Below are 24,565 nucleotides of genomic sequence, written 5' to 3'. Positions count from 1 at the left end.
ATTACGGTAAGAAAGTTAAGTATAAGCGCTATTTTTGACAGCCATAGTAAGATATTAGACTTAAATGAATGATTTCTGCTAGGATACAGATTTTTGCATTCAAAAAAATAAAATTACATGACCGTAACTCTTGTTATTTTAACTGTAACTATCATTCTATTTGTTTGGGGTAAATTTTCTCCAGATGTGGTAGCCCTTCTCTCTATGTTAAGCCTTTATGTATTGGGTATTATTGATTTGAAGGAGACCTTAAGTGGTTTTAGCAATCCCACAGTTATTATGATTGCTTCTTTATTTATTATTGGTGAAGGGTTGTCTTTAACAGGGTGGACTGCGCTGGCGGGGCAACGATTTGTACAATGGGCAGGAAAAAGTATTTCCAAATTGCTACTGCTAGTTACTCTTGGGTCTGGCACCTTATCTGGCTTTGTGAGTAATACCGGTACGGTAGCTACCTTGCTGCCGGTTATTGTAACGTCTGCCTACAGCATAGGCACCTTACCTTCTAAATTGCTAATGCCGGTGGCTTTTGGTTCTAATACAGGTGGTTTATTAACCCTTACTGGTACACCCCCTAATATTATTGCCAGTAATGCGTTGCAAGAAAATGGGTTTGAGTCGTTTTCATTTTTTGAATTTGCGCTTATCGGGCTGCCGCTACTTTTAATTTCATTGCTCTATTTTAGGTATGTGGGCTATAGACTATTACCTTCTAATAAAGGGGAAGATAAACCGCTGGATTTAGATTCTGAAATGCACGAATGGATAGAGAAATATAGTATTGGAGCTAATTTATACCGACTAAGAATTCGTTCCATGTCTCCTTTAATTAATACACTTATTGGCCAGTGGAACTTTGAAGAGCACCATAACATTTCTATTATTCGTTTAAAAAGACGCTTTCCAAAACCTTTACAAGGGGTGAAACCTTATGTAGAATTTCCTAGTAATGATACCGAATTAAGATATCATGATATTATAACCGTAAAAGGTGATACGGTGGCCATTGATAAGTTTATATTAAAGTTTAGTTTGGGAATTATACCTTTTAAAAATGAACAAGACCACTTAATAGACGAGCTTCTCAATCAGGAAGTGGGTATGGCAGAAATGATGGTGACTCCAAAATCTATTTTTCTGGGGCAGGAAATTCCTATGGGGTCGTACATTAAACAAGATGGCATTCAATTGTTATCAGCTTCTAGAAATAATAAGCCTTTAAAAGATAAAAATGTAGCGGTAAAAGCAGGAGATGCCTTTATTATAAGAGGTACCTGGGAAAAAATAGAAGCCTTAAAAAACACCTATAAAAATCTAGTGATTTCTGGAAGCCCGGAAAGTATGATGAAAAGTTTAACCCAACTTACCTATAAATCTTACATTGCCTTGGGTAGTTTGTTGCTTATGATTGTTCTTTTGGTATTTAAAATACTGCCCGGTGCTATGGCGGCCATGATCTGTGCCGGTATTGTGATTATTACGAGATGTGTACCCGTGGCAAAGGCCTATAAAAGTATAAGCTGGACAAGCGTTATAATGATTGCAGCCATGATACCCATGGGGATTGCCCTGCAAAAAACGGGGATTGCTACCATGGCGGCAAATGGTTTGGTAAGCGGTTTGGGAAGTATTCATCCTATCGCCTTACTGGCAGGGGTTTTTCTGCTGACTTCCGGATTTAGCCAGGCGATTAATAACTCGGCTACCGCAGTTTTAATGGCACCTATTGCCATACTGGCAGCCAGTTCTTTACATATTTCACCAGAACCGTTTATGATTGTTGTAGCCATTAGTGCTTCTACTGCGTTTTTAACTCCGGTGGGCACCACTACTAATGCTATGGTAATGACGGCTGGTAATTATAAGTTTATAGATTATGTGAAAGTAGGCAGCCCATTATTGCTACTGTTTTTAATAGCTACCCTGTTTTTGGTACCCCTTATATGGCCTTTTTGACTGTGCCTACCTACTTGCTCTAAATAAAAGAACACTTTTTAAGCTACTAATGGTATGATTAAAATTTTTACTCCTGATAGTACTATTTGAGGTTTAGAATATGAAGATCCACGGAGCCTATGAAATCCTATTTTTTATACGGCCAATCACTATATAATTTATACGTCTATAATCTTTACATAGTTTTTGAGATCTTTTGCTTTTTTGAAGGCATACTACTGTAAAGAAATTAATATTTTGGATATTAAAATAACCTGTTTCTTTTTTATAAGCTTCATTTACCACTAAGAAGTAGGATTAGAAAATAGTACGAATAGTGTGACCAAAAGTGACCTAGGTCATTTCTAATTCTTTGTTACTTTCGTTTCTTTGATACTATAAATATTTAGGTTATGAAAAACAGAAAATATTTCATCATATTACTTGTAATAATCAGCACATTTACCCTTGAGAGTTGTGGACCTCTAATTATATCTCCAAATCCGAATACTCCCCCACCACCCTGGTTTTATCCAAATAGAATTGAATCCGTACGTTATGTCTATTTTCCGGAGTATGTTATTTACTATGATCTCTCACTAAGAAAATATCTGTATCTAGAAAATAACGTTTGGTTTTATGTGGATGTGCTTCCTCAAAGATATAGAAACATTAATTTCAATAGAAGCAAATTTGTGCGTATTAAAGGTTATAGGGGTGATAGTATAAAGAACTACCACAGGGAAAATTATTCAAACAGTCCTAGATCTAGCAGAACATCTAGAACAAAAAGAAGAAGAAATTAATTTAAAATTATAGGGAATAAAAAAGATCCAGTATTAAATTATACTGTTTTATGAAAAAGCTTTTTTTGTGCAACGCGCTATCCCTTAATTGAATCATATTTAGAGCCTAATAGGCTCTCTATTTTCCATATTATTATCTTTTTTATAGTTCACAATCTAAAAAGAGCTTCATATAGTTTATAGCCTCTCGAAACTATAAATTTTTTAGAACTATGATCCATATCATTTGATTTACTTCCTTAGGATTATACATTAGCATTACTAATTAAAATAAAAAAAGATGAAAAAATCAATCCTATTAATAGCTCTTGTTGTCTTAGGATTAACAGCTATTACCGCCCAGAATCGCGATCAGGATCGTGAGCAAGTTAGACTTATGTTAGTTGATGGTGATGTATTACAAATTAGAGACCGTGAGCAAATTAAATTGAAAGACAAAATAACCTTAAACGATGGTTCTATATTGAATATAGATGGCACCTATCAAACTAAAGATCGAGACAGGTTAAGATTAAAAGACGGAGAATGCTTGGACGCAGATGGTATTAAATATAGAAATGAATACCAGTATCGTTACAAGGTTAAGCAAGAGAACAAAGGGCTGAATCAATCACAGATTCAAGAAAGAAACCAAAACAGGTTGCATTATATGCTTGTTGATGGCGAAGTTATTCAAATTAGAAACCAATCTCAGAACAGATTACAACAAAAACTTGATTTAGGGGATGGTGCAGCTGTAAATCCAGATGGAAGTTATCAAACTCGAGATCGTAAACAGCTGCGCCTTTTAGAAGGAGAATGTCTCAATATGGGTGGTGAAATGTTCAAGAACACCTATCAACATCGAAAAACGATGTTGAAGAAAAGTATGATGAAGAACAAAATGCAATCAAAACCGAAAGTTCAAAAAAAGAAAAAAGTAGGTTTAAGATAATATAGAGGTCTAAAGAGCTTTGCTTTTACTGAGTAAAGCTCTTTGTGAATTTCATATAACCGTATTCTAAAATGAAAACTATTCTACGCCTTACAGTAGTCATTGTCCTTTTCTTTATGGAAGTAACTGCTCAGAATAATAAAAACTCTATCAAAGAGATTTCTTCAAAACAAGATTCCTACATACTAGCGGATTTAAGTTATATGAACGATGCAATCTTTATGGGGAGACGCGATTCAATTGCAGCGCCCTATATCTTTCCTTCCATAGGATATTATGATGCTTCCGGTTTTTTTGCAGATATCTCTGCATCCTATCTTACTGCTTCCTCCGAACAACGTATAGATCTTTTTTTATTAAGTACTGGATATCTTTTTGATTCTAAAAAATGGAGCGGTGGAATTTCAGTAACAGGCTATTTCTTCAATGAAGATAGTTACAACGTACAATCTGAAATGACCGCTAACCTAAGTGGACTGATAAGTTATGATTTGAAAACAGTAGAAATTTCTCTTTCCGTAAACAGTTTTTTTAACACGAGTAGTAGAGCAGATATTTTTGGTGAATTAGTGTTAAGTAAAATTTTATATTTAGATAAACAGCGTTTTTTGATTAAGCCTTCTTTTTCTTTGGGTGCAGGAACCCAAAATTTTTATGAAGCTTATTACAAAACCAGCCGCCTTGGAAATAGAAAAGGCAAAGGATCTGGAGGTCAAAACCAAACAATTTCTAACACCATAGAAATTAATGAAGCTACAGAATTCAATTTACTAAACATTGAATTGGGTATGCCTTTTCAATATTATCATGAATCCTTTATTTTTTCTTTTAGTCCAACCTTGGCATTTCCTCAAAGTAGTGCGACAATTACTACTGAAGACCTTATAATTAAAGAGAAATTAGAAAGTGTATTCTATTGGTCGGTAGGTATTAGCTATTGGTTTTCTACGAAAAAAAATAAGAACACTTTAATAAATAAAAGTAGATAACTAATCGTATTCTTAGCAACTTAGTGTCTTCATACTTTTTCTAAATAAATCTTTTTGGACAAAAGCATCTATAGGAGTTATATTGATTTACAAAAATGATGTTATCTCTAAGCTTAAAGTATGGCTCTTATTTTCTAAAAAAAGAAGCCCATAAAATTCTAATGCTTAGAAGTTAACCTTCTCCCCCATTTTATCAATTCGTACCAAATTACAAATAAAAAACCTGCGGCAATACTTATAGCTAATTGGTGCAGGGTCAAAGATTCAAATTCAAAGAATTTGGTAAAGGGTTTTACAAAAAGAAGTACGCATAAAATGCCTATGGTTATGGCAATAATAAGGGGCACCAAATTGTTCTTATATTTTAAAGTTTCATAAATAGCATAAAAAAAAGATCTATTTACTAAGGTGAGAAATATATTGGCAGCTATAAGTACTACAAAAACCATTGTACGAGTAATTGCTTCGTTAAATCCATTTAGTACCGCATATTGATAAATAATCAATGCGCCTAATGTAATCATCAATCCCTGAATAACACTTGTGGTCAACTCTCTCCATTTTAAAAAGGTAGTTGTAAAGGGTCTGGGGTTTTTAATCATGGTATTTTTCTCCATTGGCTCATTCTCATAAATAATGGAACAGGTAGGACCCATAATTAATTCTAACAAAATAACATGAACAGGCGAAAAAATATTAGGATAAATCCATCCTAGAACTAATGGTATAAATACTACTAGAATGATAGGTATGTGAATTGATATGACATATTGGATGGCTTTTTTTAGGTTGGTGTAAATTTTTCTCCCCATTGCAATGGCGTCTACCATCTTGGACAAGTCATCCTCTACTAAAATCAAGGAAGCTGCCTGTTTTGCTATTTCTGTTCCTTTTTTGCCCATAGCAATTCCTATATGTGCGGCTTTAAGTGCAGGACCATCGTTTACGCCATCACCCGTCATAGCCACAATTTCATTTTTTGCTTTTAATGCATTAATCAGTTTTAGCTTTGCTTCTGGAAACATACGTGTAAACACAAAAGTATCCAATGCTCTTTCCTCTAATTCTGAGTCTTGCAATAGCATCACCTCATTGCCAGATAACTGTTTTTCATAGCCTCTAAAGCCAACTTGCTTTGCGATAGCCATAGTAGTGGTTGCATTATCACCCGTGACAAGTTTAACTTCAATTCCTGCAGAATGAAAATCTTCAAGCACCTGATTGATATTTTTCTTTGGTGGATCATAAAAAGCAACAATTCCTTTAAATTTGAATTCAAATTCTTGTTGCTTGGTTGGGAAATTTTCGTTAGTGAAATGAGCACTGCCAACACCTAACAAACGATATCCATTTTCTCCTAGAGTTTTTATTGCCTTTGAGATCTCCTGTTTTTCACTTTCTGTTAAATTAGAAATTTGTATGAATGCTTCTGGAGCTCCTTTAGCGGCTATAATGCGATTTCCCAAATTGTCCTCAAAAATATGGGTCATCATGGGAGGTTTTCCACCCAAAGGATATTCATGAATCATTTTAAAGTTCGGTCGGTCATCAAATTGTGCTAGCTGAGTATATGCGTCATGCAGTGCCTTTTCCATAGGGTCAAAAGGGATAGGCTCACTCGCCCACATTGCCAAGGTTATCAATTCCTTATCAGCATCATTCAATGTACCTTTGGGGTCCATCATTTTTTGTGATTCTAACACAAATAATTTAGCCAAACTCATTTTGTTTTCTGTGATTGTTCCTGTTTTATCGGTGCAAATAATAGTAGCACTGCCCAGCGTCTCTACCGTTTTCATTTGCTTTACAACGATTCCCATTTTCATTAATCTCCAAGCGCCTAGTGCCATAAAAGTGGTAAAAGCAACTGGTATTTCTTCAGGAAGAATACTCATAGCTAGGGTTAGTGCTTTTAGTAGGCTATCCAACACCTCATAAGATTTGGAAAAATTAATACTCCAAACAATTAAAAAGATAATTGCTCCAGCTATAACCATCTTTTTTACAAAATTAGTAATCTGTAATTCTAAAGGCGTTTTTTCTTCTTTAATACTTTCCAGGCTCTTGCCTATTTTACCCAATTGGGTTTCATTTCCAATAGCTGTTACTGTAGCTATCGCCAATCCGCTTGCCACGGTTGTCCCACTATAAATAACAGCATCTAATTTTCTAGAATCTTTGTATACTGCAAGAGATTCACCAGTGAGAATAGACTCATTAACCGAAAAATCATTGGAATGTACAATAGTGGCATCTGCAGAGATAATAGTCCCTTCTTCTACCATAACATAATCCCCAACCACCAAATTCTCACTTTTTATTTTCTCAACTATACCACTTCTAATAACCTTACAATGAGGCTGGGTAAAGCTTTTCAATTTTTCTAGCGCATTGCGGCTTCTGGAATCCTGATATAGAGAAATAGATGCCACTAAGACTATGGCTACGGATAGAAAAATTCCATCTCCAATATTTCCACTCATGAAATAGATAGTTGATGCTGCAAAAAGTAAAACAACCATAGGTTCTTTTACCAAGCTTTTTAAAGCTTCTAAAAGCCCATTCTCTTTTTTATAAGAAAGCCTGTTAGCACCAAAAGTAGCTCTTGCCTTAATGACTTGTTCCTTGGTTAATCCCTTAATTCCAAAATTATCTATAGACATCATTTAGATTTTAAAAACTCCAGCGCAGTCTGGTGAAAAAACTATTCCCTAAGGTTTGATACTCTTTAAACTCAAAGAAGGATTGTCCAGTAAAGTCAAGTTCCAAGTTATTAGCAATAGAATATCTAAAAGAAGGGATTATAATAACAGAATGGTTCGTAGGTGAATAAATAGTACTCATCGTAGCTAATAAGATAGGTGAAAATTCTTTAGATAATTGAATAAATCCGGCATATTCAAATGGCAGAAGGTTCTTTGCTGTAATATCTGAAAATAGTAAATTTTCAATTCCTCCTGAAAAATCATTTACCGTGCTATTGTATAATACTGACCCGTTTATATAAAGACCATTTTTAAACCCGTAATCAACAGATAAAGAAGTACTCCAAACATTTTCAGATCTAGTAGTATTCTCATAAGGTATAAAATAAGATACCTCTCCTTTAAATCCTGCATTTTTTAAATTTCCAGCCCAGCCAGCACCTAGCACCCAATCTTTATGATAAATACCTGTAAGTATCTGAATATCATAAGACCATTTATTGAACTCATACATGGTTGCCACTATAAAATCGTTTTTATTTCTTCCTTTCTTTGCCGCCAATTCAATTTTGCTAAAATCACCTGTATAGTATTGTACTCGTAATGCATCGCTTCCCGGACGCTCTTCGTAATCAAAATCCAGAAAATTATAGGTGTTAAAAATATCGTTTGGATTCCATACTAAATTTCTTCCCCAATTTACACGTTGTCTTCCCAAGGTAATATTCCAATCTCCCTTATTGTAGTTTATTAAAGCCCGGTCTATGGTGGCGTTAAATACTACCTTGCTCTGGTCTATTAGATTCCAAGAAAGATTTACCCAGCCATTATCTCGTGAAATTATATTGGAAAAGTTAGGAATGTTTTTGATATTATCTCCATAAAAAATACGATTTCTAAACTCCAATCTCATAGTAAAGGTTTCTGAAGGAACGTATTTAAAATTGAGTCTGTTGTGCAAAAAAGTAGTCCATTGTAACTGCTCTAGTTTATCTACAAAACTCAATTCATGAAGATTTTTAAGGTATCCTGTTAAGAAGAGTTTCTCTTCCTTTTCTTGTGCAAAAAGACTAAAAGCATCCCATATAAAAATGAATATTAGTATAACTAGAACCCTTTTCATAGTTTTTAGCTTGGTATTTGTTGCACATCGGAATCTATTTTGCCATCCACTAATGTTATGACTCTTCTTGCCTTTTTAATTACTCTTTGGTCATGGGTTGAAAATAAAAAAGTGATTTTTTCTTCTTTGTTAAGTTTGGCCATAATGTCCAATAAATTAGCAGCAGACTTGGAGTCTAAGTTTGCAGTAGGCTCATCTGCCAGTATTATTTTTGGTTTAGAGGCCAATGCCCTTGCCACCGCTACACGTTGTTGTTGACCGCCAGAAAGTTCGCCTGGCTTACTGTCTATTTTATCTTCAAGGCCCACTTCTTTCAACAAGGTTAACACGCGCTTTTGGCGCTCGTCTTTTGACATACGTTGCAACTGCAATACAAAACCTACATTTTCTTTTGCAGTAAGAACTGGAATCAGATTAAAGGATTGAAAAACAAAACCAATATTCTGAAGCCGGAAATCTATCAATTTGTTCTCTGAAAGTTTTGTAATCTCTATGCCATCAATAATAACGGTGCCTTCTGTTGGGTCATCTAATCCGCCTATCATATTCAGTAAGGTAGATTTTCCTGAGCCCGATGGGCCTACTAAAGCAACAAACTCTCCTTCTTCTATATGGACGTGCACATTTTGAACCGCATGAATCGGAATTGTTTTTGGATTGAACGTTTTACTCACATTATGTGCATCTATAATTGTTTTTGCCATAATTTTAAATTTTACGTATTGCTTCTGAAGGGTTTAATTGCAGTGCTTTATAAGCAGGATAAATAGCCGATACTATGGCCGTTATCAAACACATAGTCACAATAATCATATATTTTTCTTGATCTAGAGCTGGATATATCATAGAACTGAATCCGTAGGAGGCTAAGCCTTCAGAAAACATAGAAATATTAATTCCAGTCTTTCCTAATACAATAACAGTCAACCATCCTATAAGCAACCCAATTGGAACACCTATTACTGTTAAATAAATTGTTTCCAGCATAATCATTATAAATATTTTACGCTTATTCATTCCAATAGCCATCAACATTCCGAGTTCTCGAATGCGCTCTAAAACAGACATCAACATCGTATTTATAATGCCAAAGGTTAATGCCAAGAGAATGATCCCGCTAATGATGTAGGTATAAAGATTAAAGGACTCTATTATCATTCCCAGCTCTGGAGACAATTCTTTCCAATCTTCAATCTTAGCTTTTGAAACTAAGGCTACACAGTATTTTTTAATACTATCTAACTGTTTTTCATCTTTTAATAATATGGCTATTTCATTGCTCTCAGAAGGCTTTAGTTCTAACAGTTCTCGCAAATGTTCTTGTTGAACATATACGTTCACTTCATCTAATGAACTATTTTTGGATCTGTAAATACCACCAACTCTAAATGCTCCCGAAACGATTTCCGAATTACTATTTGTAAAGGTCAATACGACTTTACTCTTGAGTTTGATTTTAAGTTTTCTGGCTAGTTTTTCACCAATGAGTATCTCATTGTCTTTTCCAGAATCAAAATAAGTGCCTTCTCTCACACTTTTGTTTAAAGCAATCTGTGGAATTTCAAAAGCGGGATTGATTCCGTAAATCTTTACACCACTTGCTGTTGTTGGAGATGTTATCATTCCCATTGAAATAACGCGTGAACTTACAGACGCAATTTGATCATTGGCTTGAAACTGTTTTACAATCTGATCTGTATTTTGAATGGTGAATTTGGCATCTTTTTCTTCTTCAAAAGCTGGATGATGAATTTGAATATGAGATAACTGTTTATATACAGACTCATTAATATTATTCTTATATAAACCCCAAGAAAAGGACAAAATAAAAATACCCGCCCAAACTCCAATGATGATTGAGCTGATAACCACCAAACTTCTGGATCTATTACGCCATATATTTCGCCAAGCAATTTGAAATAACATAACTAACTATTTATAGCTTCAACCGGTTTTAATTTCAACACTTTATAACCTGGATAAAAGGCTAATAGAATAGATAATATTAAAACGATTAAAGTTTGAACAATAAAAATTTTCTCGTGGCTAGAAAAATAGATGATAGATTCTATACCGTAATCTTCATAAACTTCCTTTAGCTCACCGGTTAAATGAATTGGATGTACAGTAAACCATTTTACAAATAAAATACCTCCAATAATACCCGCAAAACAACCTAATAAAGAAATCATTATAGATTCTAGCAGTAGTACAAAAGCCAATAATCTCTTTTTCATTCCTATGGCTATCAAAATGCCTAATTCATGTTTACGCTCAAAAATCATCATTAATAAGGTGCCAAATAATCCGAATGAAATGATGAAATACAGGATACCTATAATGATATAATGCGCAGTACTATCGGCCTCTATATATTGATCCATTTCGGGCATCATTTCTTTCCAACTCATTACTTCATATGCATCAGAATCAATAGATGCTTGTAAAGAATGTTTCAGTTTTTCTAAATTGGTAGATTTCTCCAACATCACCGAAACGGAGGTTAACCTATTTTCGGCTCCATGCATGTATTGCGATTGTTTTATGGGCATATACACCAAATTATTATTCAGTTCAGGCGCTCCTAATTTTATAAGGCCTTTTACTCTGAATTTTGCCGCAGCACTGCTTGCGTGATATCCTTGGCCTAGTAGTACCAAGGTATCATTCACTTTTAGCTTTAAGTGAGAGGCCAATCCTTCTCCTAAGACAATTGCATTATCGTTAATACTTTCAATATAATGACCGTCTATAATTTTTTCATGTAGCTTATTAACTTCTCTTTCTTTATGAGGATCTATTCCTAAAATAAGAACACCTTTTGTTTTGTTGGAATACGAGGCTAGAGCAAATGTTTGCAAACGAGGCATAATCTGAGTTACCTCAGGGTTTTTGAGTAAGTCTTGATACAGTTTTGCATCTTCTGTAAATGAATTGTCAATAGACTGTTCTTCCCAATACCCTTTTTGATGTATTTGTAAATAACCGGAAGAATAGCTCACCACATTATGAATCATATTATCATAAATTCCATCGGTTAAGGAACGAAAAATTATGGCTAGTAGTACTGCAAAAAACACTGAAGTAGCAGTGATAATTGTTCTACGCTTATTGCGCCATATATTTAACCAAGCTAATTTTAAGAGCATCATTTTAATTGTTTCATATTACGAGTAGTAAAAAACTTGTCGTTTATTTCTTTATCAAAAACGATGTTGTTGTAAATGATTACTGTACTATTACCCTCTTTGTCTACTGGAAACATTTCAATTTTTGAGGTTATTTTTCTTCCACCCACTTCTTTAACTTCACTAGATTTCATAACGTTTATCAATTCTCCATCTTCATCATAGAATGCTGCTTTTAGCTGTAAAAAATCTTCAGAATCTATCCAAACAATTACTTTTTCCCAAACTATTGCCGCAGAGGGCTTGGGAATCATTTCTATTTTATAGCAGTCTTTTCCTGTAATTGATTCTTTGCCCAGATGTTTGTGGGTATAGTCTACAACAGAAGAAGCTTCTTTTACCAGATCATCATTGGTGAAATCTGTACCCATCCAACTCTGTGACATCATTGAAGGTGGTAATTTTATTGTGCGCTCAATTGTGGGAATCCAATTCCAAACCTCTTTTATACGCTTTAAAAACACGGTTCCCTTTTCTTTGGCAGGTGAGGTTACCAAAATCATTGAATAGTCATCTCCTTTTGTCCAAGCTTGCATATTCATTTCTCTACTCCATGTAGGTCTAATTATTTTGATAGTGATCTCGGCTTGTGAAGTTTTACCCCGCATATTATCATCAGCTTTTTTTACAATATCTTTTGCTGTAAGTTCTTGCTGAAACTGCATGGAAAAAAGAGGTATCACAAAGAGAATAATGCCACCAATAAATTTAACTAGTTGTACTTTTTTCATACATTAAATCTATCTCGAAAAAACTATTTTGACAATGATATAAATCAGCATTTAAATTTATAATTAAGGGCTATGATTGCTCATATAATTACCCATGATTCCAATACCTACCACTATTTCTAGATAAATTCTAATTTGATAATAACAGGCATCTTCTCCGCTGGCATCAGGCTAATATTTGTTTTGTTCAATTGTCTATACGTCTTGAACCTCTCTTGGCTACAAAACCTCTTTAGATTGCAATCATCCTCTAAAAAATTGACTTAGACTCTCTGATTTATATCATTTTAAAGCATTGATATCTAATGATTCATCACAGATATTTAATATTCAACCTAATCTTTTGATAAAAAATGGATACACTTCAAACCAAAGGCGCTATAATTACTAGAGGCGTTCACGGAATTATGATACTCGCAATGCTGAGGGCAGCTTGAAGCTATTTTTAAACTATTTATTCATCCACTCTTTAAAATGACCCGTTTTTGGTCTACTAACTATAAATTGTTGATTGCGCGGATTGGTAATGAATAATTTAACCCGATGGTTAAAATAAGGATCAATTTTTTCAATGGAACTTTTAGAAACTATTTGTCCTCTATTAATTTTATAAAATTGATTTTTATCTAAAGAATCAAACAAATCATCAATGGTTTCATTAATAACATGACGTTTATTGGCAGTCACAGCAAAAGTAATACTGTCTTCAGAATAGCAGTATAATAACTCTTTGGTCTTGATTTGTAGAAATCCGTTGCCTTCTTTGACCAAAATGCCTTCACGCTTATTTAGAGATTCTATATTGCTGAGTAATTGTTTCAAAATAAAGGGCTCAACTGGGACTGGTTTATTGTTCTTATTGAATTTATCAAGAGCCTTATTTAAATCATTTTGCTGAATAGGTTTTAGTAAATAGTCTACACTATTCACTTTAAATGCTTGGATAGCGTACTGATCAAAAGCCGTTGTAAAAATAATAGGGGCTTCTACGTTTGTTTTTTGAAAAATCTCAAAGCTTAATCCATCGGCTAATTGAATATCCATAAATACAAGTTCTGGTGCTTTATGGTTATTAAACCACAAGACTGCATCTTCTACAGTATCTATTACTTCCAACAATTCATAATCAAAATTAGAAGCTTTTAGCAAACGTTCTAATTGATTTGCCGCTCGTCTTTCATCTTCAATAATCAATATCTGCATAGCTGTAATTTTATTTTTATGCTTTTAATAAAGGAAGTGTTACGGTAAATTGCTTGTCTTCATTTTTTATTTCAACCCGTTTACACGAAATCAAGGAATACCGTTGTTCTATATTCTTTAGACCCACTTTTGTTGATGGCAGTTGGGTAGACTTGGGTTGTATCTGGTTGCTCACTAATAATGTATTGTCTTTTGCTATCACATGTATCTTTAACGGCTTTGCCTTGGAAATTACGTTGTGTTTTATCGCATTTTCCAATAGTAGTTGTAGGCTCATGGGTACAATCATAGCGTTCAATGTGGCCTCCGAAATATCCCAATTGAGCTGCAAATTATCTCCAAAGCGTTCTGCTTGAATATGGACGTATGCTTTGGCAAATTTTAATTCATCTTTAAGAAAGATTAGATTGGCACTTCCAGACTCTAATAAAAACCGATACATCTCTGATAGCTTATCAACAAATTCTTTTGCCTCCTCCTTTGAGTTTTGATCTATAATATCACGCAACGTATTCAAAGTATTGAAAAAAAAATGAGGTTGCGCTTGATTACGAAGTGCATCCAACTCTGCCTGAACAATGGCTTGTTTTGATTGTTCTTCTTCCCTTATGGATTTCTTAAGGCTCACATAAAAATAAATGGCTTCATAAATGGCCATGGTCATAATAGTTAAAACTATTACAAATATCAGTATCTTAAAACGCTCCAACGGATGATAGTCCTGCCCAAATATGGCTCCCAATACTAATCCTCCAAAATAATCTATAAGGAGTATCGTCATCACCAGTATTGGCAAAATAGTCAATATTCGCTTTCGAGAGTCTTGAAAACTAGGATACCTTTTTCGCAAATAAATCAAAATCCTTCGCATTAAAAACCAATTTACCAGCGAAAAGAAAAGAGATATTCCCCAATTAATAATTGCTATACCAAAAGAGTAGCGAACAAATGAATTATTAAAAATATAGTCAATAATAAAACTTAGGATAATGATCCCTATAAACATAAACCAGGTATCATTGAATCCTAAATATTTTATACGTTTCTTCTTGTTTAATAGCATATAAATTATATTAAATAGCAAGCAATGGTATCCCTTGTTTTGCTTGATAATATACGAAACCTATCCAGGCTGCATACAACAAGCTAAAAACAGTAACGGCTATTATCTGATTTCGAGATGAGGTATTCGATTTTTTAGATAACCAAAAGGCGAATAACGGAATTATTTGAATGCCATGCAATCCAAAAAAATGAGCAATCCTTAAATCACCGGCTACCGTGCTCCAGTTTACCAGTGGCAGCCCTGCTCCTCCGTCTGCAACGCCTACACTATGTGATAACTGACTTATCATTTGTCCGCCTATCCAACTACTAAAGAAAATGATAGTCAAACCCAGAAATATAGACCACTGAATAGATTTTTTGGTTTTTAGTTTCAACCGTAGGCTATCAATCATCAATACTATAATTATGAACACATTTATTCCAGTTAAAAGGCCCATGGACATGTAGAGAATAGCATCAAACCCGGTAGACACATTGTAATGAGATTGAACTCCTCTTGCTGCCTGACAAATTATAATTCCCAATTCAATAAGCAAACTCCATGATACGATTCCGTTTATAATTCCTTTTTTTCTTTTAGAGTAAGGGTATATACTCAAAAGAAAGCTGGTGGTTATTATATAGATAGCGATAGAAATTGTAAATTTTAATGGCTTTATCCAAACATTCACGCCTAAGAGCATTCTTTTATCAATAACAAGACCTAGGATGCAAACAATAGAAAGTGCGCAGGTAATCAGTGCAATCCAATAGGCAGTAGAATTTTCCTTCTTTACCGTTTTGAGAATGTGTTTTAGAATGCTATGCCATTCTGCAAATAATTTTGAAAGCGTTATTGAAAATGAGTTGTTTTTATAAGGTATATCATTATAGAGGTATGCTATGTTTTTGTTGATATTTACTCTACTTGCCTCTGATGTGTTTATAGGTTTCATAGCGACTTATTTTTGAAGGTTTTGATGATTGTGAAAAGTAAAAAGCCTAGAGGTCCAAACATAAAAGTCAGCAAAAGACAAGGAGCCATTAGTGCCTGATGAATCTTTAATTCTTTATTTTGATTTAATAACCACATTCCTATTAAAAGGTCAAAAGCGAGGTAGTGCACCCATCCTGCTAAGACCGCATATTCTTGTGTAAACAATTGCATCACAGATGATAGACTTCCAAAATCCATGAGACCTCCGGTTACTATTGATTGAATGATATAAACAAGATAGATAACGGAAAGAAGTATGGGGACTAGTTTGAAATTAATCAAGAAGCTGGTTACTTTCCATTTAGGTAAGAAAATCATCAAGACCCACATGGGCATGGCGATTAAATTTGCGAGTGAGAAAACATCTGTTGGTGTCATTTTATTGATTTATTATTTTGAATACTACTCCAAAGATGCGAGCACACTATCCAATACAATATGACTTTATGCTGAACCGTCGTTAAATGATGTTCAATTGTTAAGCTTACTATTGAACATGCGAAATTCTGATTAGAATTGATCAACTTTAAAGTCAAACTACCTAAATATGCACTAAATTATTATGACTTTAAAAGAGAAAAGATAAGATAGGTTCGTGGAAGATATACCTAGATAATAAGGCATCAAAAGGGAAAGAAAATCTGTTTGGTTTTACTATTTACTTATTTAAAACCTCTGTTTCTTTTATTTTGCGAAGCTTCATTTTGAGAAGGAGTTACTTTTCTTTTTCCTTGCCCATCTCCATCTGGTGAAGGTGATCGCCTACCGTCATTCATAGGGTTTAATAGTTCTGCTAATCCTATCTTTTGAGGGCTGTACTTTTCTAAGGCTTGCTTAATTTTTGTTTTTTGATCATGTAAAAATTTATCATAAGTAGCATCGAATTCGTTTTCTGATATACCAAACAGTGCTACTCGTAATGATTCTTGTTGGGTAGGTAGGTCCATTAAAGGCTGTATGTCTTTTTCTATAGAATTAGCAACCAGCTCCGGATGCCTTAGCAAGGCTATAACTTCTAATTCGTAACTTCTGGTTTTAGAAGCAATAGCTCTTTCCTGATCTGAAATTAAACCGAGTTTTGCCCGGTGTGCAGAGGTAATTGATTTTATTTTTGGCGGAGATAGTAGGTATTGACCTTCCTCATTCTGGATAAGCTTCTTTTTCCCATCTGTCTCACAAAAAAGTTTAGCAGCCGCAAGAGATAAGGATTCTGATTTTGATATTTGGTCAAAAGCAAATTCTATATTTATAGTTTTAGATTCTAATCGTACTCTATCACCTTTAATTCTTAGATACTTATTATCTTCGTGAGTCTCTGCTCCTTCCAGAAAAAGGCTATTTACAATTCCTTGTACCTGCTCAATTTTATCATGACCTCGAAGGTATTTTTTGAGCTTAGTATTAATTTCGTTTTCTATTGTTTCCCTGTCTACTAACTTGTTTAATAGTGGGGTTAATGGTTTACTACCACGTAATTGTTTATCTATAGCGTTTTGTATTAAAAAGCTTTTAACCGGAGTAGCGCAATCGCCTAAGGATGTAGCCATTTTTTGCAATTGAGTACTCTTTTCTTGCTTTGATTCTTTTGAATGTAATATAAAATCTAATAGCTCTTTGGCAGCAGGTAGATATACTTCTTTTGCTATCGCTCCTTGAAGGGGTGTTTTACTTAGGAATTCTTTAATAATATCTGGTGCTGTTTTTTTATTGGCAGCAGCGGTATCATAGGTTCCAATATCAAGAGCATCAATTTTCTTTAGTACTTCATTATGCGTTTCTGGATATAAAACAGTTACTTCTACAGAAATATCATAGTCAACTTGATCATCTACCAACTCTTCATAACCAAACTGTTCATACAACCAGGTTCTTGTTTCCTCTGATAAAGGATTAAACTTTAGATTTAATTCGTCTATTTCATTATAATTGAGTATGCTTTCGGGAAGCGCTGTTAGTGCATTATGAGAGGCATTAAATCTTTCAATACTTGGTAAATAACCAATTTCTGGTGGTAGCGCGGTCAAAGAATTATCTGCAATAATTAATTCTTTTAAATTATCTAAGTATCCTATTTGTTCTGGCAACTCTACTAATTCATTAGCTTCTAAATCTAAACGCTCTAAAGCACCTAATTCATTAATAAAGTGAGGTAACGTACTAAATTGATTCATGCTCAAATCTAACGATTCAAGATTTATTAGATCATCAATATTAGTGGGTAGGCTACTAAGGTTATTAAGTGATAGGCTTAATACCTTAAGACTGGTTATATTACAAATATCTGAGGGAAGGGCTGTTAAATTGTTATCTGCCAAGTGAAGTTCTTCTAAATTACTAATTTTTTGAATCTTTGATATTAACTCTTTTAAATCATTATCTGTAAGTCCTAACCCCCCCAAATTCAAACGTACTAAACCTTCTTGCTCTGCCCTTTCAATTTCTACCAAAGCTTGTTCAATATTCCCCATATTTCTGTTTTAAGCATTAGTTACATTATTTTCTGAATGTATTTTACCATCTATAATGAGTTAAATATATTTAGGCGGATGCTTATGGAAACACTACATATTAACTCAACCATTTGTACTGAATTTAAGTCTTAACTATGTAAATTTAAAACCATTACTTGATTAGGGATACAATAATTTAAAACATGAGTTTAAGTTATAGATATAATATTTAAACTTAAAATATTGAAATCTATCTTTTTATATCCTTTCCATACAAAAACCACTACTATTTAATATAACCCGTGAGATATTAAACTCAAAGGTTTTTATAGGCTGGTTTCCACCAAAAACGCATCATTTATAAACTGGGTGTACACAAAAATAGCATTAAAAAAGAACTGTGAAAATAGACAGGTATACTAAAAAAATTCTGAGGGATGAAAACAACGCTCAACCAGACATTAAAAAAATAGGAGAAAATAAAATAGCACTCTATTATAAGTTTTAAGTACCAATCTTATAAAAATCATATTGTGTAAGGACTTTCCTCCTATAAGTGGAAAATAATTTAATTTTAGCATCAACCGTATTTCATTAACCTGGACTTCTACTTCTTTTATTTTGCGAAGCTTCATTTTGAGAAGGAGTTGCTTTTCGTTTTCCGCCACCATCTGGTGAGGGTGATCGCCTACCGTCATTCATAGGATTTAATAGCCCTGGTAATACTACCTTTTGGGGGGCATATTTTTGTATGGCTTGTCTGATTTTTGTTTTTTGATCTTGCAAAAATCTATCGTAGGTAGCATCGCGTTCACTTTCTGGTGTGCGAAACAGTGCCACCCGTAATTCTTCCTGTTGCGAAGGGATATCTAATAACAAAGCGACATCAGGCTCTGTTGTGTTTTCCATTAAATCGTCATTGTTAAGCAATGCGGTAACCTCCATATTATAGCTCGCTGTTTTTTCGGATACCACTCTTTCTTCAGCGCTAATAATGGCAAATCTTGCCCGGTAAGCCGAAGTAATAGATTTTAATTTTGGAGGGTCTAACACATACTCACCTGTTGTATTTTTGATAAGTGCATTTTCATTATTGGTTTCGCAAAAGAGCTTGGCGAAGATAGATGCCGCATCGTCTGGTAAGTTTCTAAAACCATATTCTTGATTGATCGTTTTAGATTCCAACCGTGGTCTTTCTCCTGTAATTCTAAGATTGGTATTATGTTGATAACGCTCGGCACCTTCCATAAAAATACTGTCTACCATAGCTTGAATCATTTCTATTTTGTCACCAGACTTAAACTTATCTTTAAAAACGGTGTTTATTCTATCTTCTACGGCTTCTCTATCCAATAAATTTTCCAAAAGCGGGGTTAATGAAGCTTCTTCGCTTAGTTGTTTGTTTACCTTATTTTGTATTAAAAAACTTTTAACAGGGGTGGAACAATTACCTAGGGAGGTTGCCATCTTTTGAAGCTCTGTGCTCTTATCTTCTTCTGTGTTTCTAGGGTTTAATACAATATCAAGCATTTGCTTAGTTGCCGGGAGATATACTTCTCTTGCCACCCTACCTTCAAAAGGAGTTTTACTCAAAAACTCAGTAACAACATCATTTGCATTTCTATTATTCTGAGTAGCGGTGCTAAAAGAACCAAAATCTAAATTAGCTATCATTTCCAAAGTTTCATCCTTTGTTTCTGGGTACATCGCCTCAATAACATCAGTTATATCATAATCTGTCTCTAATGCATTTAGATCTGTAGTGATATTGCCATCTGTAAAAGTAGTAGTTATCCAAGTTAGTGCTTCTTGAGATAGCGGATTGTTACTCAGATCAATATTTAAATTACCCAAACTGGTTATTGATCTGGGTAGATCTTGCATCGCATTGGCACGAAGGTCTGCATACTCAAGATTCGTTAGACTTGTTAATATGGTAGGGAATTGTTCAATGTCATTATCTGCGAGAAATATATTTTTTAGATTTTGTAAATCACTAATGGAATCCGGTAGACCTTGAAGTTCATTTCCTTCTAGATTAAGCTCTTCCAACATGGTTAAATTACGAATTGTATCTGGTAGTATGTCTATTCTATTTTCAGCTAAGTCTACTTCCTTTAATCCTGGAATTTCTGCTATGCTGGGAATTAGTGATGCTAATTCTTGCGCAGTCAAACCCAACATGGTTAGATTTAAAATAGTCTCTCCGTTATCTTTTGCTTCTTTAATTTTTTGTCTTGCAGTGGCAATATTTCCCATTAAATAAGTTTATTAAAAATTGTTTTTTTACCTTCTCAAAACCTTATGAAATACTTTATGTTACTACCAAATGGCTTAGCCCTTTAGATAAAAAGTTGAATTTCTCATTCATTAGATTAATTTTGGTTTTTATGAAAAGAAATTAGTTGTTATAAATCTTGATTTTTCAACCTACTAAATTTGAAGAAATAACAATCCCTATTTTTCCTATTTCTGTCTCAGACCTTACCTCTATTATGGTTCTCATACTTGTTTAGTATTTAGATATTGTGAACGAATTTAAATTCACCCTACCAACTTAATACTTATGGCAGAATTTAATTCTTAACATAGTTTGAGTTATTAATTACAAAATATGGGATTTTATCCTACCCTAGTGCATGAAATTTAATAAGTGATTGATTCTGATTATAAGTGTTATTGCAAGGAATTATAATAAGCATCCCAAAATGCACTGCTCATAAAGTAAAAAGCAGCTTTAAGATTATGATTATATGTGTACCATAGAATGATACCTCAGTTTGTTTTCTAGATTGGTGGTAATACTACTGCATATAATAAAATTAGTTCAAATAGTAACTTTATGGCTATAATTTTAAGCTAATTCAAGTAATTTTTTAATTCATTAAGCTGTTGCACTTCTCTTTTAAACGGTGTCATTATTTGAAAAGTCTTTGAATTTGATTTCGTATCTAAATTATACTTTGTAAATGTTGCGCTTGTGCCAGAAGGTCCCAGATCAATATAAAAGCATGCTCCTTTTTCTTCCAAATAATTTATGGTTTTTGTATAATTCATATACAAGCTTATTACTTGCTCAAAATAGTTTGTGGGCAGGATATTTAATTCTTTACATTTCATTCCGGAAACAAATCCTGAGGTAGGATTGCGTAATCCCAGATTGTTAATTGTTGGATATTTAACATGACTTAACTCATTAAACAGTAAAGAGGAATGAAAAGGAATTTTTACTGGAAGACGTACAAAATTCACCCCTTTTTTAGTTGAATCTATTTGAAATGAGTCTAAATTTTTAACTGAACCTGATAAGGTATAATGTCCTTCAAAATTATCGGAAGCAAGAAATAGATCATAATCTAAGTAACGTTGTTTATCAAGTTTTTTCTCATTATCAATTACGGCTAGCATTCCACCTTCTAAACCAGTATTTACAATAGTTTTTGCCTGTTCTATTGAAAATCTTATGGCAGTCTCTAAATCCCATACGTTACTAGCAAATGCCGCAGCGAATTCTCCTAAGCTGTTTCCACAAACGTAATCAGGATTGATATTCATACTTTGTAAAACCTCAAACATGGCTATTTCTACCGCAACGATAGCTGGATGTGTTATTAGTAATTCATCAAAATCTTTATCCTTAGATTCATACAATTCATAGATTAAAGATCTATTTAATAATTGCCTAACTATTAAATCACTTTTTTCTAAACTAGCTCTAAAAACTAGGTTTTTTTCATATAAACTTTGCCCCATCCCTCTGTATTGGCTTCCTTGTCCTGAAAATAAAAATATGATTTTGTGATTTTTCATTAGGTTAAATTGATATTTTATTTATAATAGTACTCATTTTAAAGAACCAATATTCTTCTTTAAATTAATTTGAAAAAATTAAGCTCTTAAGATTTGTCTTTTATAAGCTTGTGTGTATGCGGTAGGTAAAATCAATAGATAGGTATTAATTATTTTCGACGAAAAATATTTACTTTAAACAATGCTATAAGCCCAATTAGTGTAAGGACATGAAATAGTACCCCTATGATAAAATACCATAATGAATTATTATTAAAATACTGAACAAAAGTCTGGTATGACCAGAATTGTGGGATAATTGATAAAACAAATTTCCAGTTAGAGGGTATAAATATGGATAATAAAGGTAATATAAAAATGAAGTTAATTGCTTTAAGTATAGCTAGTCCTTCAACTTTATTGGATGCAAATGTAACTGTCACCAGAGTGACAATTGGTCCTGATAAAGCAAATAATAGAGCCATATAAATACAAGTACTGGTATCTACTTCTAAAAGACCATTAAATTTTAACGTTAGAAAAGAAAAGAAAAAGCCAAAACAGAAAACAAAAGTTAATCGATACGTTAAAAAATCTAAAAATGAAATAGGCATCACTCGTAGTACTTGAAAAAGATCTTCATCTTTTTCATCCAGCATAATAAATGAAATAGCAAAAGCGGGAAAAATTGCTGTCATCAAACAAAATAGCGCTATTATATATGGATAATGAATAATTAATTCGGGCAAATAGTTTTTAGCAATAAAAGGCAATAAATATCTTATGAACCCCATAATAAGTAATGGGGCTATTGCTAGAACAATCAAAATAGAATTTCTAAAAATAAATTTCCCATCATTTATGAAAAGTGAAAGTAATTTACCCATATTATTGTTTAATTAAGAATTTCTTATAAAACTTCTTTGCGATTATGTACCCTATGAAGTTCCATAATATTAAATATCCTATGGCATACATAATCTGTATAAAATCTGTATTCTTATGAAGTATGGTATCTAAAAGAATAAGTGATGCTTGTGTTGGGATTAGATAAAATAATTTCGTGTTGGTTATCCCAAAATAATTCAAAAATGGAATACATAATGGAAGCATAAAAAAGGGCAGTACAAAAACATATTCATTGAAATTATTTACTAAAGAAACAGCAATAAAACCAATGAAAATAAACAATGTAGAAGATAAAATTACTCCAAGTAATAAATAAATAAAATTAAAGTCCAAACCATGAGCAGCTATTGTAATTACTAAACTACAAAATATAGTAATAATAGTTAATGAAATAGTTTTAGACCATATATACCCCTCTGTACTCAATGGTGATATGTTGAATACTTGTAATGTTCTACTACCTTTATCTGTAAGCAACAAAACACCTATAAAAAGAAATCCTAACATAGCAGGATCGCTAAATATTAATATCACTAAAACTTCTCCAGGCAAATCGTTCCCAATTATTTTCCAGCATACCGCATAGAATATAGATATGATTAAAGCTATTAAAAGAATGTTATACTTCTTTTGTAAATAGAAATCCCATTTCAGAGCTTTGTATAATAAATTGAAATTATTTTTCATACTTTCCATTACTCACCTAATTTATTCTGGAATACTCCTATTTTTCATAGAGCGTATATTCCCTGCATTAATAATCTACATTTCTTGTATAATGTTATTTACTTACACTAGAACTTACTTTACTATTGTTTATCTTACTGAAACGCCCCATAGAAAATGACCGCTTAATAATACTTATTTGGATAAGTTAGCACCCGTAACTTTTATAAAAACATCCTCTAATGTTGTCTTCTTAGTGTTAATTGATTCAATAGTGTAATCAGTATTTTTAAGCGTCTTAATAAAGTTTTCATTTTGTCCTATACCCTGTAAATCAAATTCCTTTTCAAAGGATTCATCATTTTTATATTTTAATACCACTTTAGGTGTAAAACCTTCCCTTTTAAGCGTTGCCGGATTATCCATCACCTTTAGTTCTCCATCTACGATAAAACCTACCTGATCACAAAGCTCTTCTGCATCATACATATTGTGAGTGGTTAGAAAAATAGTTTTACCTTTTCTCTTTTGCTCTATAATTATATTTTTAAGGTTTCTAGCACTTACAGGATCCAATCCAGAAGTAGGTTCATCAAGGAAAATTAGTTTTGGGTCATGCATAAATGCACGTACAAAATTTAAGCGCATTTTCATTCCTTTAGAAAATTCTTCTACTCGTTTATTTTTATGTTCTGCTAATCCAACTTGCTCTAATAAATGATCAAATTTGATAGGACAGCTATAAAATGATCCAAATAAATTTAAATTTTCTAAGGCAGTTAATTTAAGGTAGTGATTGGGTAATTCAAAACCTACCCCTATATATTCATAATAATCTTTTAAATTCCAATCTTGAAGTTTTTTGCCAGACACCTCTATATCACCTTTATACCCTGACAATAAACGAATTATAATTTTTTGAACTGTACTTTTACCAGCTCCGCTAGGACCTAAGAATCCTATGATTTTACCCGGTTTTACTTCAAAACTAATTCCTTTAATTGTTGGGTTATCATTTTTGGCGTATGTATAATACAGGTTTTCTACCTTTAGCATATTTATATCCTTAATTAGAATAATTTATAAATAGAAT

Annotated in this window: 19 protein-coding genes; 3 read left to right on the top strand and 16 right to left on the bottom strand. The window is 33.1% G+C overall.

Features of this window, described 5'->3' with window-relative positions; translation table 11 throughout:
- Positions 1-117: 117 nt before the first annotated feature.
- The 3 genes from WBG07_RS12910 (at position 118) to WBG07_RS12900 (ending at position 4,664) form a co-directional block, all read left to right on the top strand.
- Positions 118-1,956 carry an SLC13 family permease gene (locus tag WBG07_RS12910; RefSeq protein ID WP_340201907.1) on the top strand — a complete coding sequence of 613 codons (1,839 nt, stop codon included), beginning with the start codon at positions 118-120 and terminating at the stop codon, positions 1,954-1,956.
- A 1,065-nt stretch (positions 1,957-3,021) separates the two neighbouring features.
- Positions 3,022-3,675: a DUF6799 domain-containing protein gene (locus tag WBG07_RS12905; protein ID WP_340201906.1), complete on the top strand. Its 654-nt coding sequence runs from the start codon at positions 3,022-3,024 to the stop codon at positions 3,673-3,675.
- A gap of 71 nt (positions 3,676-3,746) precedes the next feature.
- Positions 3,747-4,664: a hypothetical protein gene (locus tag WBG07_RS12900; protein ID WP_340201904.1), complete on the top strand. Its 918-nt coding sequence runs from the start codon at positions 3,747-3,749 to the stop codon at positions 4,662-4,664.
- A 158-nt stretch (positions 4,665-4,822) separates the two neighbouring features.
- On the opposite strand, the gene WBG07_RS12895 is transcribed toward WBG07_RS12900, so the two are convergent.
- From WBG07_RS12895 to WBG07_RS12820, 16 genes are all read right to left on the bottom strand, one after another.
- Complete coding sequence (locus WBG07_RS12895; RefSeq protein WP_340201901.1) at positions 4,823-7,330, bottom strand: cation-translocating P-type ATPase; 2,508 nt, start codon at positions 7,328-7,330, stop codon at positions 4,823-4,825.
- Positions 7,331-7,337: 7 nt separating this feature from the next.
- On the bottom strand, positions 7,338-8,492 hold the full coding sequence (locus WBG07_RS12890; protein WP_340201898.1) for a hypothetical protein: 1,155 nt from the start codon (positions 8,490-8,492) through the stop codon (positions 7,338-7,340).
- 5 nt (positions 8,493-8,497) lie between these two features.
- Positions 8,498-9,196, bottom strand: a complete 699-nt coding sequence (locus WBG07_RS12885; protein ID WP_340201896.1) for an ABC transporter ATP-binding protein — start codon at positions 9,194-9,196, stop codon at positions 8,498-8,500.
- Positions 9,197-9,200: 4 nt separating this feature from the next.
- Positions 9,201-10,418 (bottom strand): ABC transporter permease, encoded by a 1,218-nt coding sequence (locus tag WBG07_RS12880; RefSeq protein ID WP_340201894.1) that lies wholly within the window; start codon positions 10,416-10,418, stop codon positions 9,201-9,203.
- 2 nt (positions 10,419-10,420) lie between these two features.
- A complete protein-coding gene (locus tag WBG07_RS12875; RefSeq protein ID WP_340201892.1) occupies positions 10,421-11,644 on the bottom strand; it encodes an ABC transporter permease in 1,224 nt (407 codons plus the stop codon).
- On the bottom strand, positions 11,641-12,411 hold the full coding sequence (locus WBG07_RS12870) for an outer membrane lipoprotein-sorting protein (protein WP_340201890.1): 771 nt from the start codon (positions 12,409-12,411) through the stop codon (positions 11,641-11,643). Before WBG07_RS12870 ends, WBG07_RS12875 begins: the two co-directional genes overlap by 4 nt.
- Before the next feature lie 450 nt (positions 12,412-12,861).
- Positions 12,862-13,614 carry a LytR/AlgR family response regulator transcription factor gene (locus tag WBG07_RS12865; protein WP_340201889.1) on the bottom strand — a complete coding sequence of 251 codons (753 nt, stop codon included), beginning with the start codon at positions 13,612-13,614 and terminating at the stop codon, positions 12,862-12,864.
- Positions 13,615-13,630: 16 nt separating this feature from the next.
- A complete protein-coding gene (locus WBG07_RS12860; RefSeq protein ID WP_340201888.1) occupies positions 13,631-14,677 on the bottom strand; it encodes a sensor histidine kinase in 1,047 nt (348 codons plus the stop codon).
- 10 nt (positions 14,678-14,687) lie between these two features.
- Positions 14,688-15,617, bottom strand: coding sequence for a hypothetical protein (locus tag WBG07_RS12855; protein WP_340201886.1), 930 nt, complete (start codon positions 15,615-15,617; stop codon positions 14,688-14,690).
- Complete coding sequence (locus tag WBG07_RS12850) at positions 15,614-16,036, bottom strand: ABA4-like family protein (RefSeq protein WP_340201885.1); 423 nt, start codon at positions 16,034-16,036, stop codon at positions 15,614-15,616. The genes WBG07_RS12855 and WBG07_RS12850 overlap by 4 nt, the downstream gene beginning before the upstream one ends.
- A gap of 284 nt (positions 16,037-16,320) precedes the next feature.
- Positions 16,321-18,126 carry a leucine-rich repeat domain-containing protein gene (locus tag WBG07_RS12845; RefSeq protein WP_340201883.1) on the bottom strand — a complete coding sequence of 602 codons (1,806 nt, stop codon included), beginning with the start codon at positions 18,124-18,126 and terminating at the stop codon, positions 16,321-16,323.
- A gap of 576 nt (positions 18,127-18,702) precedes the next feature.
- Complete coding sequence (locus WBG07_RS12840; RefSeq protein WP_340201882.1) at positions 18,703-20,367, bottom strand: leucine-rich repeat domain-containing protein; 1,665 nt, start codon at positions 20,365-20,367, stop codon at positions 18,703-18,705.
- A 600-nt stretch (positions 20,368-20,967) separates the two neighbouring features.
- Entirely contained in the window at positions 20,968-21,918 is a 951-nt protein-coding gene (locus tag WBG07_RS12835) for an acyltransferase domain-containing protein (RefSeq protein ID WP_340201880.1), read from the bottom strand.
- Positions 21,919-22,067: 149 nt separating this feature from the next.
- Entirely contained in the window at positions 22,068-22,784 is a 717-nt protein-coding gene (locus WBG07_RS12830) for a hypothetical protein (RefSeq protein ID WP_340201878.1), read from the bottom strand.
- 1 nt (position 22,785) lies between these two features.
- Positions 22,786-23,502, bottom strand: coding sequence for a fluoroquinolone export ABC transporter permease subunit (locus WBG07_RS12825; protein WP_340201877.1), 717 nt, complete (start codon positions 23,500-23,502; stop codon positions 22,786-22,788).
- Positions 23,503-23,667: 165 nt separating this feature from the next.
- Positions 23,668-24,528: an ABC transporter ATP-binding protein gene (locus WBG07_RS12820; protein ID WP_340201875.1), complete on the bottom strand. Its 861-nt coding sequence runs from the start codon at positions 24,526-24,528 to the stop codon at positions 23,668-23,670.
- Positions 24,529-24,565 lie beyond the last annotated feature (37 nt).

Source organism: Ascidiimonas meishanensis (genome assembly GCF_037782385.1).
GTDB lineage: Bacteria > Bacteroidota > Bacteroidia > Flavobacteriales > Flavobacteriaceae > Ascidiimonas > Ascidiimonas meishanensis.
The sequence above is the reverse complement of the archived record's forward strand: the minus strand, read 5'-3'. Positions and strand labels throughout refer to the sequence as shown.

Excerpts from the sequence above, each read along its gene's own strand:
- WBG07_RS12885 (WP_340201896.1), bottom strand. The coding sequence starts at position 9,196 with ATGGCAAAAACAATTATAGATGCACATAATGTGAGTAAAACGTTCAAT.
- WBG07_RS12860 (WP_340201888.1), bottom strand. The coding sequence starts at position 14,677 with ATGCTATTAAACAAGAAGAAACGTATAAAATATTTAGGATTCAATGAT.
- WBG07_RS12835 (WP_340201880.1), bottom strand. The coding sequence starts at position 21,918 with ATGAAAAATCACAAAATCATATTTTTATTTTCAGGACAAGGAAGCCAA.
- WBG07_RS12870 (WP_340201890.1), bottom strand. The coding sequence starts at position 12,411 with ATGAAAAAAGTACAACTAGTTAAATTTATTGGTGGCATTATTCTCTTT.
- WBG07_RS12865 (WP_340201889.1), bottom strand. The coding sequence starts at position 13,614 with ATGCAGATATTGATTATTGAAGATGAAAGACGAGCGGCAAATCAATTA.
- WBG07_RS12845 (WP_340201883.1), bottom strand. The coding sequence starts at position 18,126 with ATGGGGAATATTGAACAAGCTTTGGTAGAAATTGAAAGGGCAGAGCAA.
- WBG07_RS12900 (WP_340201904.1), top strand. The coding sequence starts at position 3,747 with ATGAAAACTATTCTACGCCTTACAGTAGTCATTGTCCTTTTCTTTATG.
- WBG07_RS12910 (WP_340201907.1), top strand. The coding sequence starts at position 118 with ATGACCGTAACTCTTGTTATTTTAACTGTAACTATCATTCTATTTGTT.
- WBG07_RS12850 (WP_340201885.1), bottom strand. The coding sequence starts at position 16,036 with ATGACACCAACAGATGTTTTCTCACTCGCAAATTTAATCGCCATGCCC.
- WBG07_RS12830 (WP_340201878.1), bottom strand. The coding sequence starts at position 22,784 with ATGGGTAAATTACTTTCACTTTTCATAAATGATGGGAAATTTATTTTT.
- WBG07_RS12875 (WP_340201892.1), bottom strand. The coding sequence starts at position 11,644 with ATGATGCTCTTAAAATTAGCTTGGTTAAATATATGGCGCAATAAGCGT.
- WBG07_RS12820 (WP_340201875.1), bottom strand. The coding sequence starts at position 24,528 with ATGCTAAAGGTAGAAAACCTGTATTATACATACGCCAAAAATGATAAC.
- WBG07_RS12840 (WP_340201882.1), bottom strand. The coding sequence starts at position 20,367 with ATGGGAAATATTGCCACTGCAAGACAAAAAATTAAAGAAGCAAAAGAT.
- WBG07_RS12825 (WP_340201877.1), bottom strand. The coding sequence starts at position 23,502 with ATGGAAAGTATGAAAAATAATTTCAATTTATTATACAAAGCTCTGAAA.
- WBG07_RS12905 (WP_340201906.1), top strand. The coding sequence starts at position 3,022 with ATGAAAAAATCAATCCTATTAATAGCTCTTGTTGTCTTAGGATTAACA.
- WBG07_RS12880 (WP_340201894.1), bottom strand. The coding sequence starts at position 10,418 with ATGTTATTTCAAATTGCTTGGCGAAATATATGGCGTAATAGATCCAGA.
- WBG07_RS12855 (WP_340201886.1), bottom strand. The coding sequence starts at position 15,617 with ATGAAACCTATAAACACATCAGAGGCAAGTAGAGTAAATATCAACAAA.
- WBG07_RS12895 (WP_340201901.1), bottom strand. The coding sequence starts at position 7,330 with ATGATGTCTATAGATAATTTTGGAATTAAGGGATTAACCAAGGAACAA.
- WBG07_RS12890 (WP_340201898.1), bottom strand. The coding sequence starts at position 8,492 with ATGAAAAGGGTTCTAGTTATACTAATATTCATTTTTATATGGGATGCT.